Raw genomic sequence first — 16,903 nt, forward strand, 5'->3', positions numbered from 1 at the left:
TTACTGTTAATTATTATCAGAGTTAAAAAATATATTTTTTCCTGCAATCATTTCATTTATAGTTTCAGCAACTTCAACGAAGTGATCTAGTTTTTCCTTTTCTATATGCCGTTTTACCGTCTCATTAAACTTGAGAACGGTGTTTTTTGATAATTCCCGTTTCTCTTTTCCAAATTCAGTAAGGTAAATCAATACTCCACGGCCGTCATGCGGATTTTTTTTTCGTATTATTAAACCTTTTTCTTCAAGAGATTTTAAAGTTCGAGTTAAACTAGTGGCTTCCATTCCCATTTTTGGACCTAGAGTAGTGGAGGGCGTACCTCCTTCCTTATCGATACTTAAAAGTGCAAAACCAATTGCCATACTAGCACCGTATTTTGCAGCTTCTTCATTGTACATCCTTGCCACCGATTGCCATGTAGCACGAAGTATATAATCTAATGTTTTATCTTTCATATTAAATTGTTGCAATCCAAATATACAAAAAATAATACTATGCATGCATAATAATATATTTTTAATTGGCATTTAAATCAAAAAAAACTCTTCGGATTAGTGAAGAGTTTAGATTTTGTATGAATTTTTAGTAAGGTGGATAGATTTTATTATAAAGTGTCTGGTAATGCTCCTGTACAAACTTTCGTTTCAATTTCATGGTAGGAGTTAAATGTCCAAGGTCTACTGACCAGATTTCGGGGGTCAGCTCAAAACGTTTTATTTGTTCCCAATGACCAAATTTCTTATTAAGGTCATCGATTTCTTCTTGAATCCTTGCAATCACGTCTGGATTTTCGCAAATCTCTTTCATAGAATCGCCGATATTAATTTCTTTAATTTTTGCCCAATCTTTTACAAAAGTGAAATTTGGCTGAATTAGAGCTGCAGGCATTTTTTCACCATCTCCAATGACCATGATTTGTTCTATAAAACGAGATTGTTTCAATTTGTTTTCGAGAATTTGGGGCGCTATATATTTACCTCCAGACGTCTTAAACATCTCCTTTTTTCTATCGGTAATTTTTAAGAAACCGTCAGAATCTAGTGTGCCAATATCTCCAGTATGGAAGAATCCGTCGATAACTGCCTCTTTAGTTTTTTCTTCATCCTTATAATAGCCCATCATTACATTAGGACCTTTGCAAAGAATTTCACCATCTTCGGCAATACGCACAGTAACATTATCGATAATTTTCCCGACAGTTCCAATCCGAAAACCGCCCTCTCTCATATCATTCACTGCTATTACGGGCGAAGTCTCAGTAAGTCCATAGCCTTCCATAACGGGAATTTCGGCTGCGGCAAATAATTTGATTAGTCGTGGTTGCATTGCAGCACTACCAGAAACCATAATATCTAAATTACCACCCAGACCTTCTTTCCATTTACTAAAAATTAATTTGCGAGCAATCGATAATTTTGCGTCATACCACCACCCATTTGCACCATAGGGTTCAAATTGTGATCCTACCTTTATAGCCCAGAAAAAAAGAGCCTTTTTAATTCCAGTAAGATCAGCACCCTTTGCATGAATTTTTTCGTACACCTTTTCTAGTAATCTTGGCACAACCGTCATTACGTTGGGTTTTACCTCTTTAATATTATCGCCAATCTTTTCTATTGATTCTGCGAAGTGTATAGAAACTCCGTAAAATTGATAAATATAGACGACCATTCTTTCAAAAATGTGACAGATAGGTAAGAAGCTTAGGGCTACGGTTTTTCCGGCGTTAAACGGAATTCTTTTTTCGCAATCAAGTACATTCGAAACAATATTCTGATGAGAAAGCATGACACCTTTTGGCCGGCCAGTAGTACCAGATGTATATATGATCGTCGCCAGATGCTCTGTGCGGACATTATTTTTGCGCTCCTCAACCTCAGGCTGATTGCTTTTGTCCGCACCTAAGTCTAAAACCTTGTTCCAATTCTCGCATCCCTTCACATCTTCAAAAGAATAGATTGCTTTTATCTTGGGCAAGTTTTGAAGTACTGTCGACAATTTATCAAATATTTCTTGATCAGAAACAAAAATCATACTTGCATCTGAATGTCCTAATATATACTCATAATCTGTTTCTGATATAGTAGGATAGACAGGTACATTTTGTGCTCCAAGCTGTAGAATTCCAATATCTAGAATATGCCACTCAGTTCTATTATTCGAAGAAATTACAGCAATCTTTTCGTTAACTCCAATTCCCAATCTGAGAAGCCCGCGTGAAACAGCATTTGCTTGGTCCACATATTCTTGAGTAGAGGTACTGATCCAACTTCCATTTTTCTTAGTAACCAATGAATTTGGAATACTATAGTTTTGCAATTGATGATAAGGTAAATCAAATAATCTTGTAATTCCGTTCATTAGTAAAATGTAATTAGATTAGTATTCATCTGCAAATTAATTAATATATAATTCTCTTACAATAATTAACAGCCATAGTTTGGTTTAAAAATGTAATTTTGCCAAAAAAAATAATTTTGTTGCGAATGCAAACTGGACTCAAATCAAATCTTTTAATACGACTAGGTGAATATAAAGCACTTTTTTTTAGAATTGGACTTGCTTATGTTTTCTACTTTATTGCTAGAGTATTATTTTATTTATACAATAGAGGTTTAATTCCTGTTACTTCGACTTCCGAATTTTTGAAACTGGCTTACTACGGAGTTGCGTTTGACACAACCGCAATCCTATATGTGAATATGATCTTCATTTTATTGTCCATTCTCCCGCTCACAATAAATAGTCGCAAAAGCTATCAAAAGTTTCTATTCTACCTATATTTTGCGACAAATTTATTTGCCTACTTCACCAATTTTGGAGATTTCATATATTATCGATATAGTTTTGCTCGCACTACCTTGGCGGTTTTAGATTCCTTAAAAAATGAATCGAATATTAAGGCACTCTTGGCCAATTTCCTCATTAATTATTGGCACGTTTTTCTACTTTTCATACTTCTATCTATTGCGTGGGTTTATTTATACAAAAAAGTAAAAGTTCAGCCAGTAAAAATACCTTCAAAAATAATTTATTTTAGTAGTTCGGTTGTTGTTTTTCTAATATTAGCAACAGCTATAATTGGAGGAATTAGAGGTGATTTTGCCAAAAGCACCCGCCCGATAAATTTACTTGATGCCAATAGACATGTGGTAAATAATGCTCAGGGTGACATTGTATTGAACACACCATTTGCTATAATTAGAACTTGGAATACCAACAGTTTTAAGAAAGTAAATTTAGTTTCAGAAGAGGTTATTCAGGAAGTAATTGAGCCTATTAAGTTTTACAAAAATAATACTCCTACTAAACCAAATATTGTAATAATTATTCTTGAAAGCTATGGTCGAGAATATATTGAAAGCTTTAATAAAGATAGAAATATTCCTAACTATAAGGGTTATTCACCATTTATCGATTCGCTTGCTACTCATAGTTTGATCTTCACGGAAGGCTACGCAAATGGATATAAATCTATTCACGGAACGTCATCGGTTTTGGCGGGAATACCATCTTTTAAGGATGCATTTACCTCTTCGCCATATCCAAAGCAGAAAATAGAATCTCTAGTTTCTACTCTAAAAGGAGAGGGGTACGACACATCATTTTTTCACGGCGCACCAAATGGCTCGATGGGATTCCTAGGTTTCGGAAATATTCTAGGTTTTGATCATTATTATGGAAAGACTGAATTTAATGATGATTCTGAGTTTGATGGAGTTTGGGGAATTTGGGATGAACCATTTTTTCAATACTTCAATAGAACTTTGACTGAAAAAAAGCAACCATTCATGGCGACACTTTTCTCTGTTTCTTCGCACGAACCTTATATGGTTCCTGAAAAGTATAAGGGCAAATTCCCCAAAGGTGATGTCAATATTCACAAGACTATTGGTTATACTGATTATGCTCTGAAAAAGTTTTTCGCTTCCGCTAAAAAAGAGGCGTGGTACAACAACACTATTTTTGTACTCGTGGCAGATCATGGCAACACGATCTTTTATGATGAATACAAGAAAGAACTCAACCGAAATACCGTCCCAATATTATTTTTCACACCATCAGAAAAATTCAAAGGTGTCAATAGTGATTATGCGCAGCAGATCGATATATATCCTACACTTCTCGATATGATAGGATACGACAAGCCCTTTAGAAGCTGGGGTAGAAGCTTGATTGCAAAAGAAGGTCCTTCGCCATTTGTGATGAACTATAGTAGTAATCACTATCAATTAATGAGTGGGAATTATATTTGTATATTTGACGGCGAGAAAGCAGTAGGTTTTTATGCAAAAGATGATAAGGCCATGAATAATAATTTGATAGGAAATCGAAATGCTGAAATGGATGCACTCGAAATCAGAGCAAAAGCATTTATTCAATTATATATGAATAACATAATCGACAAAAAATTAACTACAGAAAAAAGCACAAATGAGTAATTGGAAAAAAGTAGCCTTAGCGGTTTTTGTAATAGCATTAATAATTGCGGCAAGAGAAATTTATGTTGTAAATATCAATCATAATTTTGAAACAATTACCGAAGGTAAAGTTTACAAAAGTGGCGTAATTCCGCCAGATGAATTGGAAGAATATATCAAGAAAAATAATATTAAATCGGTAGTTGATTTACGTTTTCCAGGAACGGGAGATGATGTCAACAACCCTGAAGTACCTGAAGAATTAGTAGCAGAACGTGAAGCGATTGCAAAATTGCAAGGCGTTAATTACTTCAATAATGGTTCAGATCAAGTACCAAGTCAGGAACGTGTAGATAGTTTTTTGAAAATAATGGATAATCCAGACAACTATCCAGTATTGATCCATTGCTACCACGGAATTGGTCGTGCCGAATTATACTCAGCTCTCTACCGAATTGAATATGAGGGAATGGATCCTGACAAAGCTCGTAGAAGCACAAGAATGCTTACAAAATGGAGCTCGTTTGATGACGGAAGTCCAAAAGGTGAATATTTAAAAGCGTATCAGCCTAGAGCAAAAGGTTCAAAAGAGTAATATTCTGAAAAGAAATCATTAAAGAATAAGCAAAAGCCGTCAGTTTAAAGTTGACGGCTTTTTTTGTACTTTTTATTCTTTTAGCGAATAAACTATAGCTAACAATATGCACCCCAGATTTTATTTTACCTGCACCTTAATTATTTTGACTCCTAATTCACTCCAATCTTGAGTTTTATTAAGTAGTTCTTGCATTTCGCAGATATTGTCTGATGATATTTTTGTGTTTGCAACTTCAATAATTTGGTCTCCAATATTATACTGCTCTAGATGCTTTTGCTTTGTAGATATAAACAGATTCTCATCTTTTTCTGCCACCAAATATTTAAATGCTTTACTATTAAACTTTGAATCTATTATGTTATTATTTCTTTTTAAATACACTTCAGAATTCGCATAATCAATAATCCAATCAAATCCTCGTAGAAGCGTGATTCCAATATTTTGGGATTTTATAGTTTTTGAGACATGGATTTTTAATGGTAATGTAATATCATTAAGTATTAGTGGTACATCTTCATAAAAAACTTCTTCCCCAAAAGTAGTAGAAGTAGCTGTTCTATACATACCACCAATAATACTCATAGAATTATAAATCGGAAAATCATCATGTTCATTATATGGAATAACTACTGATCCGGCGAAACCGGTATCCATTTTAAACTTTCGTTCTTTTCCGTCGATGTTTAAATAAATAAATATTTGTCGAGATTTTACTTCAGATTTTATTTTTGAATAGCCTGAATTAAGAAGTTCTTGTTTAGTAGTATTTGTGATGTTGCATATTTTATTGTTAGTAAAGTTTAACTGTAAAACATTCTCATCTCTAAGCAGTAAATCTAATCCTAAAATACCCGCAAAAGGTTGGCTTTTCTGACATTTTGTTAATGGTCGAGGTATATAGGCGAAAACTTTATTTGTGCTCGCAAAAAGCTCAGAGTCAATCTCTGCGGTAAATGTACGTAAATCCGTTTCCTTACCGTCAGCACCAGTAACTGTTCCCAAGGCTCCAAACTTCTTACTATGATAATCTACAATTGCGACAGAATCTGTTATAACTGTCATTCCGGCCCCCGTATCAAATAGAAATTTTTGATTTTGACCATCAAATAGCACATCAAAATATATCATTGAAGAATTCATTTCTATATTTTTACAATCAACTTTCGTTACAATTCTTTCTTTCGAAAATTGCTTTATTGATGTGCACGAAAACGAAAATCCACATATAATAATTAAAACAAATAATTTTTTCATAAGTAATATAAAAATTGTAAAAAGGTATTACAAGTATGATTTTTATTAGTAATTAAAGCTATAGATCTACATAGTAACTAAGTAATCTTAGAAAAACCACAAATTCTGCTGCTAAAAATAAAGTAAAAAAGGTAATTCTTATAATCATCTGCAAGTGGCTATATTCTGGAGAAAAAACTTTGTAATAATTATAAATCAAAAATAGAAGTAGGGAGAGAGGCGTTGCAACATTAAAAAAGTCTGAAATATTATCGGTCAAGTCAGTCCTAATAAATTGTAGAAAAGATAATGCTGAGAAAATTAGATTGATAACTAAAATTCCTAAAAAGATCATTCCTGCAATTATAAAATGTTCACTCAAATTTAATTTCTTTCTCCGAAAGATTATAAAGCTATTACAAGCTAGCAGAGGTAAGAATGCAAATATTATTTGCTTGGAATAACTCTCTAGAAAAGCAACTAATTTGTCTTTAGAAACACCATCTTTTTCAATAATTCCCGGTTCAAAAATATGATTTGATACTACATCGAAATAGTAGTTTAAAAGTAACATTAAGCCTATCAGAAGTAGACCTAAATAAAAGACATTATAATATTTTATTCGTTTCCCAGAAATATATTCTAGAGCTGCTTTTCCTGGGCGAAGGGCAGCTTCCTTTATTGTAAATAATAAACCTCTTTCAAAATGCCATACGCCGTGTAAAATATCGTGTAAAACAAAATGTTTAAAATTAATTCTGTGAGTATTGGTATTCTGTCCACAATTTGGACAGAATTTTTCACTTACCAAATTTTCACAGTTTAAACAATTATTAGTTTGAGTCATGTTGCTTTCTATATGACACAATTATACAAAAAAAGCACCTTAGTTAAAGGTGCTTTTTAAAATTTATATCAGAATCGATTATTTCTTTTCAATCCATTTTCTAGCATTCACAAATGCTTCGATCCAAGGGCTTACTTCATCCCTGCGACCATCTTTATAATATGGCCAGTTCCATTGGAAAGCAGAGCGCTCAATGTGCGGCATTGTTACTAAATGTCTTCCAGTTTCATCTGCCATCATCGCAACATCAAAGTGCGAACCGTTTGGATTTGCAGGATATCCTTGATAAGAATACTTACCTACAATATCGTAGCGATCTTCGCTGTAAGGCAGTTCAAAACGACCTTCACCGTGAGAAATCCAAACTCCCAATTTTGAACCTGCAAGTGAACTCATCATCACTGAATTATTTGGCTGAATCGTAACGTTCACAAAACTACTTTCGTGTTTCGCAGACTGATTATGCATCATTTTAGGTTTTTCAGGATGGTTTGGAGTAATTAATCCAAGCTCAACAAATAATTGACATCCGTTGCAAATACCTACTGATAATGTATCTTCTCTCTTAAAGAAATTGGTAATTGAATTACGTGCTTTTTCATTGTATAAAAATGCTCCAGCCCAACCTTTTGCTGAACCTAAAACGTCAGAGTTAGAGAACCCTCCAACTGAACCGATAAACTGAATATCCTCCAGATTTTCACGTCCCGAAATAAGATCAGTCATGTGAATATCCTTTACATCAAACCCTGCTAGGTACATAGCATTTGCCATTTCTCTTTCGGAATTACTTCCTTTTTCACGTAAAATAGCCGCTTTTGGACGATTGTTAGCATCGAAAACTGGTTTCTTACCATCAAAATGAGATGGGAAAATATATTCTAATGGTTGATTTTTATAATTTGTAAAACGCTCTAATGCTTTTACATTTCCAGATTGTTTCTTGTCTAATAGAAAAGAAGTCTTGTACCAAGTATCACGAGTTTCAGCAACATTTAATGAAACTGAGAATTCGCCATTTTTGATGGTAACCGAATCATTAGATGTAACTTTTCCGATTTTGAAGAATTCAACATTCTGCTCAATAAAATAATTTTCTACCGAAGCATCAGCTTGGAAAACAATTCCGATATTTTCTGAGAATAATAGTTTTACCGAATCGCTTTCGCCAATAGCAGAAAGATCGTAATCTGCAGCAAGACCATTGTCTGCAAAACACATTTCTAATAAAGTTGTAATCAATCCACCGCTTCCGATATCGTGACCAGCAATGATTTTATCAGCATTTATCATTTCCTGAATTGCATTAAATGCTTTTTTGAAGGAAGCTGCATCTTTAATTCCAGGAGTGTTTTTTCCAATTTTATTTAGAATCTGAGCGAAAGAACTTCCGCCTAATTCGTGTGCATCTTGAGAAAGGTTTATGTAATAAATTGCATCGTCAGTATGTTTTAAAACTGGTTCAACTACTTTAGTAATATCGATACAATTTGCCGCGGCCGAAATAATTACCGTTCCTGGAGCAATTACATCTCCATCAGGATATTTCTGTTTCATCGAAAGTGAATCTTTTCCGGTTGGAATATTGATTCCTAATTCGATTGCAAATTTTGAACAGCTTTCCACTGCTTCGTAAAGACGTGCATCTTCACCTTCATTTTTACAAGCCCACATCCAGTTTGCCGAAAGTGAAACTCCTCCAAGACCATCTTTTAATGGAGCCCAGATAATATTAGAAAGTGATTCGGCAATTGCATTTCTACTTCCTTTTGCAGCATCAATAAGTGCTGATAGGGGAGCGTGACCAATGGCAGTTGCAATTCCTTCTTTTCCGGCAAAGTCCATTGCCATAACCCCAACGTTGTTTAGAGGCAAGTGCAAAGAACCAACATTTTGTTGTTTGGCAACTTTTCCACCTACACATCTATCAACTTTATTGGTAAGCCAGTCTTTACAAGCTACCGCTTCAAGTTGTAAAACCTGATCCAGATACTTCGTAAAGTCCTCAACTTTATATTCTAATTCAGAATAATTGCTTTTGATAGTTTTGTCTGTCATCACCACTTTTGGCGAGCTTCCAAACATATCTTCAAGTGCAAGATCCATTGGCTTATCGCCATTTTTCTTAGATTCAAAAGTAAATCTTTGATTATTTACAATTTCACCAACTTCATAGATAGGAGCTCTTTCTCTTTCTGCAATTCTTTGCAAAGTATCAAAACCTTCTTGACCAATCACTAGACCAATACGTTCTTGAGATTCGTTTCCGATAATTTCTTTTGCCGAAAGTGTTGGATCTCCAACCGGTAAACTGTCCAGATTAATCAATCCTCCTGTTTCTTCTACAAGTTCAGAAAGACAATTTAAGTGTCCACCTGCACCGTGATCGTGAATAGACACAATAGGGTTGTGGTCGCTTTCTACAAATCCGCGGATTGCATTGGCAACTCTTTTCTGCATTTCAGGATTTGATCTCTGAATGGCATTTAATTCAATTCCTGAATCAAAAGCTCCGGTATCTGCAGACGAAACTGCAGCACCACCCATTCCGATTCTATAATTATCTCCACCAAGGATTACAACTTTGTCGCCTTCTTGTGGTTTCAATTTTATTGCTTGATCAAGTTTTCCGTAACCAACACCACCAGCTTGCATAATTACTTTGTCGTAACCTAGTTTGCGGCCGTCTTCTTCGTGTTCGAAAGTTAAAACTGAACCAGTAATTAACGGTTGTCCAAATTTATTTCCGAAATCTGTTGCACCATTACTAGCTTTAATCAAGATATCCATTGGAGTTTGATAAAGCCATTTACGCTCGTCCATTCCAGCTTCCCACTCACGAGTTTCTGAATCTTTCAATCGAGAGTAGGCGGTCATATATACTGCAGTACCCGCAAGTGGAAGTGAACCTTGACCACCTGCAAGACGGTCGCGAATTTCTCCACCTGATCCCGTGGCTGCACCATTAAAAGGTTCAACCGTTGTAGGGAAGTTGTGCGTTTCTGCTTTTATCGAAATAACCGAATCAAATTCTTTTACTTCGTAGAAATCTGCTTTATCTGCAGTTTTTGGAGCAAATTGCTCAACACGTGGCCCTTTTACAAAAGCAACATTGTCTTTGTAAGCAGAAACAATATCATTCGGAAATTCTGCCGAAGTTTTCTTGATTAATTTGAATAATGACGATGGTTTTTCTTCTCCGTCAATTACAAAAGTTCCGTTGAAAATCTTATGACGACAGTGCTCTGAATTTACTTGCGAAAATCCAAATACTTCTGAATCGGTCAATTCTCTACCAATTTTTGAAGCCACATCCTTTAAATAAGCAACTTCTTCATCGCTTAGAGAAAGTCCTTCTTGCTTATTATATGCAGCAATATCATCTACAAATAAAATTTCTTCCGGAACAACCGATACGGTAAACATATCTTGAGTAAGCTCCGTATATTTCTGAGAAATCATCGGGTCAAAATCAGAATAGCTTTCAGTAGAATGTTGAAATTCTTCGATTCTAACAATTCCTTTGATACCCATATTTTGAGTAATCTCCACAGCATTTGTACTCCAAGGAGTAATCATTGCTGCTCTAGGTCCAATAAAAAAATCCGCAACTACGGATTTGTTTATTAAAGTCACTCCACCAAAAAGCCAGTTGAGTTTTTCTATATTTTCGTGCGAAAGTTCTTGCTTAGTTTGTACTCCAAAGACTTTCGTTTGCTCATTTCCGAAGAAGTAGATCATTTTTTTAGGTATTGTAGTTGTGAAGTGCAAATTTAATCCAAATTACTGCAAAGCACAATAGTTATTATGAAAGTTTAATAAAAATTACTCAGGTATTGCCGCATTTTGATAGGCGCCTAAATCTGGGGGAATTGTTCGATTAACTCCCAGAATATCAAGTGGTACTAAGAAATTTGTGCTCCCCAATCCAATTGCTGAAGAAGTCTCCTTAATATTAAGTTTGTTCTTAGCAACATTATAAAACTGCGGATTCTGATTTAAAGTAATATTATTATAATGAATTCCGTCGTTAAACTGATAATCAGGATTTGTGGCAAATTGATTTCCAACATTATTAAATTTCAATAAACAGTTGTTTAATTGGTAGTTAAAAATATTTCCTGCCGAAGCTCTGTTTGCTAAAAATTGAACTTGATTTGATCCATAAATAATACAATTATCAAATTTGGCCTCCACCAAATCATAGGCGATTTCTTGATTATCGCTAATATAATAGTTGTCAATTAGTAAGGAAACCTGCTTACTACTTGGCCAGTTATTATTGAAGGTACTGTGTTTAAAAGAATAACTTCCACCAAGAGTACAAGCAACTGTAACTTGTCCAGCCGAATTTACAACTACATTTTCTCCAGTAATTGTAGCGGTCTGACCGTAAATCCCAAAATTGGAACTGTTGTAAATTTGAGTGTTATTGACAACAGCATCAGAATTTTGAATCCATAATCCGATGATGCTATTTTTTACGGTTACATAATTAAATTCATTTCCTGTACTTCCCGGCGTCATCCAAATGGCACCCCATTGTCCTGGAGTTTCGGCAAAACCTGGCTCAAGTCGGTCTCCTTCAAAAATGATTTGATTGTTAAGAGTTCCATTTGCTTTTATCGATCCGCCATTTGCCACTAGAATTCCAGAAGATTCGTGAAAATGAACTCTAGCGCCTGGATCTATGGTTAATGTTTTTCCAGAATCAACTCCAGCGTATCCGTAGACCACATATGGTTTCGTGTTGGTCCAATTATATTCGTTCCCATTTACGGCGTCGTTTTCGTCAAGGAAAAACCCATAAATTTCATCCTCTCCAAAAGGAATACTTTCAGTAACAGACCCATTTTTATGTGGATAAAGAAATACAGCATCCTGTATTAGAGTTACAAGCTCAACGGTTTGAAGGTTCGATCCTGCACCAAACTGAATTTGGTCTGTATAAAGAAAATCGGTTGGGTTTGCATCGGCGATATCGGCAGTTGTTTCGATAAAGATATACATACTGTCTTTGGCAAGCAGTTCGACATTATTAAAGATTTTACCTTCATTTCCTTGCATTCCATCAACGGTCATTCGGTATTTTGAATTTAAACCTTTAGCTAAAGCTAAATTTGGAATACTTACATTATTACTGCTGTTATTAAAGACTTTAAGAGTGTAAGTACTTGATCCGATATTTGTAAAAACCGTGTCTAAATAAATTGTATCTCTAGAAAATTCGAGACCGCCGGTGCTTGGCTGAAAGTCGAAATCATTTCTACAGGAAGAAAGCGAAATTATTATTGCGACAAAAACTAAGTAAGCGAGGTTCCGAATCATAGATTTTAAATTTTGGTAGTAAAAGTAATTATAAATTTCAAAATCCGCCAATTTCGAAATGCTATAATCAGAAACGTTTTTTTTAAGACTTTCTTGTGTTTGACGATAATTGGCAAGCCGTCAAATTTTTCTATTTTTACATAAAAATACTACTAAATGAAATACGATAGAGATACCATTCTTGCCAGATGCAATGGTTATATAAAGAATACCTTGATGGAAACCCTGGAAATTGAATATATCGATGCGGGCGAGGGATATCTAAAAGCTAAAATGCCCGTAAATTCAAGAGTTCATCAGCCGATGGGAATTTTGCACGGAGGTGCAACTGCAGCTTTGGCCGAAAGTGTGGGAAGCGCAGCAAGCTTGATGTTTGTTGATGCAACCGAATTTGAAGCCCGTGGAATCGAAATTTCTGCGAATCACCTAAAAAGTAAGAGAGCGGGAACTGTTTACGGAACAGCGAGAATTATTCACAAAGGAAGAAGTATTCACCTTTGGGAAATAAAAGTTACCGATGAAAATGACGAATTGATTTCGCTTTGCAAATTGACCAATATTATTTTGCCAAAGAAAAGAGTTTAAGTAATTGAAAAGATATGATTGATCTTATCGAATTAGAATCAAAGTTAAAACATCAGATAAAAGACGAAAAACCTTTTGTGCTCTATTCTTTGCAAGGATCGAGTGAAGTAAAAATGCTTTTGCAAAAAGATTCCAAACAAGATGAAATTCGGGATTTTTCTGAAAGCGGATTTGCTTTTGTCTCTTTTGATAGAAAAAAACAACTTCTAATTTCACGTTCAAATTCAGAAGAGGCAAGTTTCGAAATTGATGCTGATTCTGTTTCTAATAATACAAGTTACCGGAAAGATGACGCTCAGACTTCGGCGAAAGCCAATTTCGAAAAAATCGTAGCAAAAGCAATTGCCGAAATTGAAAACGGGGAATTTGGAAAAGTGGTATTATCGCGAAAAGAAACTCAAAATATCGATGGATCAAAGTTCTTTGAAATATATCTCCGAGTTTTAAAAACCTACCCAAATGGGTATTGTTACTGCTTTTATCATCCAGAATCTGGAATTTGGATAGGAGCAACACCGGAGAAATTGTTGAAAGTAAGCGGAAATTCCTTCACCACAATGGCGCTTGCGGGAACTCAGAAAATCGAAAATTCTGCCGCCGAATTAACTTGGGAAACCAAAGAGCAGGAGGAGCAGGCATTTGTAACCGATTTTATCTTGAGAGGAATAGAAAATGCGGTTGATGATTTGAAAATTTCAAGACCATATACAGCGCAAGCAGGAACAATTGCACATATAAAAACGGATATTTCGGGAGTTTTAAAAGAAGTTGGAGACGTTGAATATTTGGTAAAAGTGCTGCATCCAACGCCCGCAGTTTGCGGAATGCCGAAAGATAAAGCGACCCATTTTATAAGTAATAATGAAGGATATTCACGAGAATTTTACAGCGGATTTCTGGGAGAATTAAATATGCCGAACAAAAAAGGCGAACTTCAAACCGATTTTTATGTCAATTTAAGATGTATGCAAGTCGAGCAGGAGCAAGCACAAATTTTTGTTGGTTGCGGAATTACGAAAGATTCCAATCCCGAAAAGGAGTATTATGAAACGGTGAATAAATCACAAACAATGAAAAAAATATTGATATGAAATTAGATATACTTGCCTTTGGCGCACATCCAGACGATGTAGAATTAGGTTGTGGCGGCACGATTGCCAAAGAAGTTTCGCTTGGAAAAAAAGTCGGAATTGTAGATTTGACCCGTGGTGAATTGGGTTCGAGAGGATCGGCAGAAATTCGCGATCAAGAATCTGCGGCGGCGGCAAAAATTTTGAAAGTTGCAGTAAGAGAAAATTTGCGAATGAGAGATGGATTTTTTGTCAATGACGAAGCGCATCAGATGCAAATCATCCAAATGATCCGAAAATATCAACCCGAAATTGTGTTGTGCAACGCGGTTGATGACCGACATATTGATCACGGAAAAGGTAGCAAATTAGTTTCGGATGCTTGTTTTCTTTCGGGATTGGTGCGCATAGAAACGGAGCTTGATGGAGAAGCGCAGAAAGTGTGGCGCCCAAAATTGGTTTACCATTATATTCAGTGGAAGCAATGCGAACCAGATTTTGTGGTAGATATTACAGGTTTCGAAAAAATCAAAGCTGAGGCAATTATGGCTTACAGTTCTCAATTTTACCAAGAAGGATCTGACGAACCGATCACTCCAATTGCCACAAAAAACTTTAAAGACAGCCTTCATTATCGTGCTCAAGACCTGGGAAGACTGATAGGAACGGATTTTGGTGAAGGTTTTACGGTCGAAAGGTATTTGGCAGTCAATAGCTTAGGAGATTTGATATAAATTTCTTCAAAATTGTTTTGAGGCAATGAAGATTTGTTCTATATTTGCACCCAGAAATACACACGGTGGTTGTAGCTCAGCTGGTTAGAGCATCGGTTTGTGGTACCGAGGGTCGCCGGTTCGAACCCGGTCATCCACCCTGATTAAAAGCCTTAAGGAAACTTAAGGCTTTTTCGTATTTATAGGTTTTCGGGATTTTTATTGATGCTGATTTTTTGGCAGCTAATCCCGCTATTCTTTACAATCCGCCTCGGGCATTTGCCGTAGCAGTGGCAGGATCCCGATTGCTATCGGGACCTTCGGTCGCTCTTTCCTGCCGCTGCTACCAAAAGGCAAATCCCCAAGCCTGGATTTGCGTTTCTATCAGGGCTGAAATGAGCGTGATGAAACATTACTTCGTTTTGTATTGGTGTTTTTTCCATCTAAGGTAATTTTGTTGGAAGGGTTTAATCTCAGTTGAATTAATGAGGAATCAGTTATTATCGAAGACATTATCCGAAAAGTCCACCCCGTCCTTCGGACACCCCTCCGGAAGGAGGGGAATGGAATACGAGTAACATTACTTGATTTTTTTTGATTTATGTTGCCATTTCTAGACGGTAGTGTAGCTCCGCTAGTGCGAGTGTCTCGCTCGTACAGATAATGTGCTTAAAGCGTAAAGCAAGTATTACATTTTTAAAAGACTTTTGTTGTGCTTTATTTATATGACGGGCACGAGCGGGACGCTCGCGCCAGCAACCCTCAATTGCTTACCTATAAATCTTTTTTCAAATTTAAAGTTGACATTGTTTATCAAGAGAATTTGCGAGAGGGATAGTAGTGGAAATCCTTTGTTGTAGCGTTGCGGAGCAAAAGCTACAACAAAGATTGGGAACGGATAGCCCGACCTGAGCCACATAACTGTTTCTATTTTGCACAGTCGTTCTGGCGAAGGTCTCGCCCAAAAAAATACTATAGCTGTAATTTTGCAAAGAAATATTTTATTGAAATTAGTACAAAAAAAAAGCGCACTTTCGTACGCTTGTAATCTTAATTTATTGACCGTCTCGATCGACCTTAATTCGGTCTTTTCTATTTGCCAATTCCCAAGCAATTGCAAAAGCCAGTTGAGTACGCTTTTCTAAGGCGTCATACTCGATTTTATCTGGAGTATCGGTTGCTTTGTGATAATCGTCGTGAACGCCATTGAACAAAAATACTGATGGAATGCCGTTTTTAGCAAAATTATAATGGTCTGAGCGGAAATAATAGCGATTGGGTTCGTCACGGGCATTGAATCGGAAATCCAAATCCATCTTGATATACTTGTCATTAACCTCATTCGTGATGGTATGCAACTCTGATGAAAGTCTATCTGAACCAATCACGTAAACGTAATTATTGGTTTTTGGATGCAAATCATCGCGACGACCGATCATATCAATATTGATATCGGCAACCGTATTTGCCAGTGGATATAAGGGATTCTCACTATAATATCGCGAACCGTGTAGTCCATGCTCCTCACCTGTAACGTGAAGAAACAGTATAGAACGCTTAGGGCCATTTCCATCTTTTTTTGCCTTAGCGAAAGCTTCGGCCATTTCGAGAAGTGCAACAGTTCCAGAGCCATCGTCATCGGCACCATTAAAAACTTCGCCGTTTTCGGTACCGATATGATCGTAGTGAGCAGAGATTACAATGATTTCTTCGGGGTGTTCTGAACCTTCGATAAATGCCCAAATGTTCTCAGAATCTTTAAGTTTTCCTCTCCTACTATTCATGAAGGACGCGGGAACTGACTGATAAAAACTGCTGGCTGCCGGCGGATAGGACACGCCCATCGCTTTGTATTGATCAATCAAATATTGACCCGCTCGCTTTTGACCAGGCTCGCCGGTTTGTCGACCTTCCATGGTATCATCAGCGACAATATATAAATGTGTTTTAAGATCGGTAGCAGTAATTGTTTTTAGGTACTTTTCAGGGCTGCTTTTAAGCCCTTTTTCAGCTTGTTGCGCTCCCGAGCAGGAAAATATCATAAGTGCGGATAGCAGTAAAATCGATTTCTTCATAGAAAAATAGTAAAATATTTCAGGTTTAAATT

General features: G+C 36.1%; 12 protein-coding genes and 1 tRNA gene. 6 read left to right on the forward strand and 7 right to left on the reverse strand.

The window, feature by feature from the left end; translation table 11 throughout:
- Positions 1-6: 6 nt before the first annotated feature.
- Positions 7-456 carry a MarR family winged helix-turn-helix transcriptional regulator gene (locus SBO79_RS08790; protein ID WP_318640047.1) on the reverse strand — a complete coding sequence of 150 codons (450 nt, stop codon included), beginning with the start codon at positions 454-456 and terminating at the stop codon, positions 7-9.
- A gap of 127 nt (positions 457-583) precedes the next feature.
- Positions 584-2,362, reverse strand: a complete 1,779-nt coding sequence (locus SBO79_RS08795; RefSeq protein WP_318640048.1) for an AMP-dependent synthetase/ligase — start codon at positions 2,360-2,362, stop codon at positions 584-586.
- A gap of 125 nt (positions 2,363-2,487) precedes the next feature.
- Between SBO79_RS08795 and SBO79_RS08800 the strand changes: the two genes are divergently transcribed.
- Together SBO79_RS08800 and SBO79_RS08805 are read left to right on the forward strand one after the other, a co-directional pair.
- Positions 2,488-4,443, forward strand: coding sequence for an LTA synthase family protein (locus SBO79_RS08800; RefSeq protein ID WP_318640049.1), 1,956 nt, complete (start codon positions 2,488-2,490; stop codon positions 4,441-4,443).
- The gene (locus SBO79_RS08805; RefSeq protein ID WP_318640050.1) at positions 4,436-5,017 is read left to right on the forward strand and encodes a dual specificity protein phosphatase family protein; all 582 of its coding nucleotides are present in this window, start codon (positions 4,436-4,438) and stop codon (positions 5,015-5,017) included. Before SBO79_RS08800 ends, SBO79_RS08805 begins: the two co-directional genes overlap by 8 nt.
- A gap of 120 nt (positions 5,018-5,137) precedes the next feature.
- Here SBO79_RS08805 and SBO79_RS08810 read toward each other — a convergent pair whose 3' ends face one another.
- The 4 genes from SBO79_RS08810 to SBO79_RS08825 all read right to left on the reverse strand — a co-directional run bounded on the left by SBO79_RS08810 (position 5,138) and on the right by SBO79_RS08825 (position 12,428).
- On the reverse strand, positions 5,138-6,274 hold the full coding sequence (locus SBO79_RS08810; RefSeq protein WP_318640051.1) for an aspartyl protease family protein: 1,137 nt from the start codon (positions 6,272-6,274) through the stop codon (positions 5,138-5,140).
- Between the two features lie 58 nt (positions 6,275-6,332).
- Entirely contained in the window at positions 6,333-7,100 is a 768-nt protein-coding gene (locus SBO79_RS08815; RefSeq protein WP_318640052.1) for a DUF3667 domain-containing protein, read from the reverse strand.
- Positions 7,101-7,178: 78 nt separating this feature from the next.
- Entirely contained in the window at positions 7,179-10,841 is a 3,663-nt protein-coding gene (gene purL, locus SBO79_RS08820; RefSeq protein WP_318640053.1) for a phosphoribosylformylglycinamidine synthase, read from the reverse strand.
- An 84-nt stretch (positions 10,842-10,925) separates the two neighbouring features.
- Positions 10,926-12,428, reverse strand: a complete 1,503-nt coding sequence (locus tag SBO79_RS08825; RefSeq protein ID WP_318640054.1) for a hypothetical protein — start codon at positions 12,426-12,428, stop codon at positions 10,926-10,928.
- Between the two features lie 156 nt (positions 12,429-12,584).
- Between SBO79_RS08825 and SBO79_RS08830 the strand changes: the two genes are divergently transcribed.
- The 4 genes from SBO79_RS08830 to SBO79_RS08845 all read left to right on the forward strand — a co-directional run bounded on the left by SBO79_RS08830 (position 12,585) and on the right by SBO79_RS08845 (position 14,956).
- Positions 12,585-13,013: a PaaI family thioesterase gene (locus tag SBO79_RS08830; protein WP_318640055.1), complete on the forward strand. Its 429-nt coding sequence runs from the start codon at positions 12,585-12,587 to the stop codon at positions 13,011-13,013.
- A 14-nt stretch (positions 13,014-13,027) separates the two neighbouring features.
- Positions 13,028-14,104 carry a chorismate-binding protein gene (locus SBO79_RS08835; RefSeq protein WP_318640056.1) on the forward strand — a complete coding sequence of 359 codons (1,077 nt, stop codon included), beginning with the start codon at positions 13,028-13,030 and terminating at the stop codon, positions 14,102-14,104.
- Entirely contained in the window at positions 14,101-14,817 is a 717-nt protein-coding gene (gene bshB1 / locus SBO79_RS08840; RefSeq protein WP_318640057.1) for a bacillithiol biosynthesis deacetylase BshB1, read from the forward strand. Before SBO79_RS08835 ends, bshB1 begins: the two co-directional genes overlap by 4 nt.
- A 65-nt stretch (positions 14,818-14,882) precedes the next feature.
- A tRNA-His gene (locus SBO79_RS08845) sits at positions 14,883-14,956 on the forward strand.
- Positions 14,957-15,851: 895 nt separating this feature from the next.
- Here SBO79_RS08845 and SBO79_RS08850 read toward each other — a convergent pair.
- On the reverse strand, positions 15,852-16,871 hold the full coding sequence (locus SBO79_RS08850) for a M28 family metallopeptidase (RefSeq protein ID WP_318640058.1): 1,020 nt from the start codon (positions 16,869-16,871) through the stop codon (positions 15,852-15,854).
- Between the last annotated feature and the right edge of the window lie 32 nt (positions 16,872-16,903).

Source organism: Flavobacterium ardleyense, from assembly GCF_033547075.1.
Taxonomy (GTDB): domain Bacteria; phylum Bacteroidota; class Bacteroidia; order Flavobacteriales; family Flavobacteriaceae; genus Flavobacterium; species Flavobacterium ardleyense_A.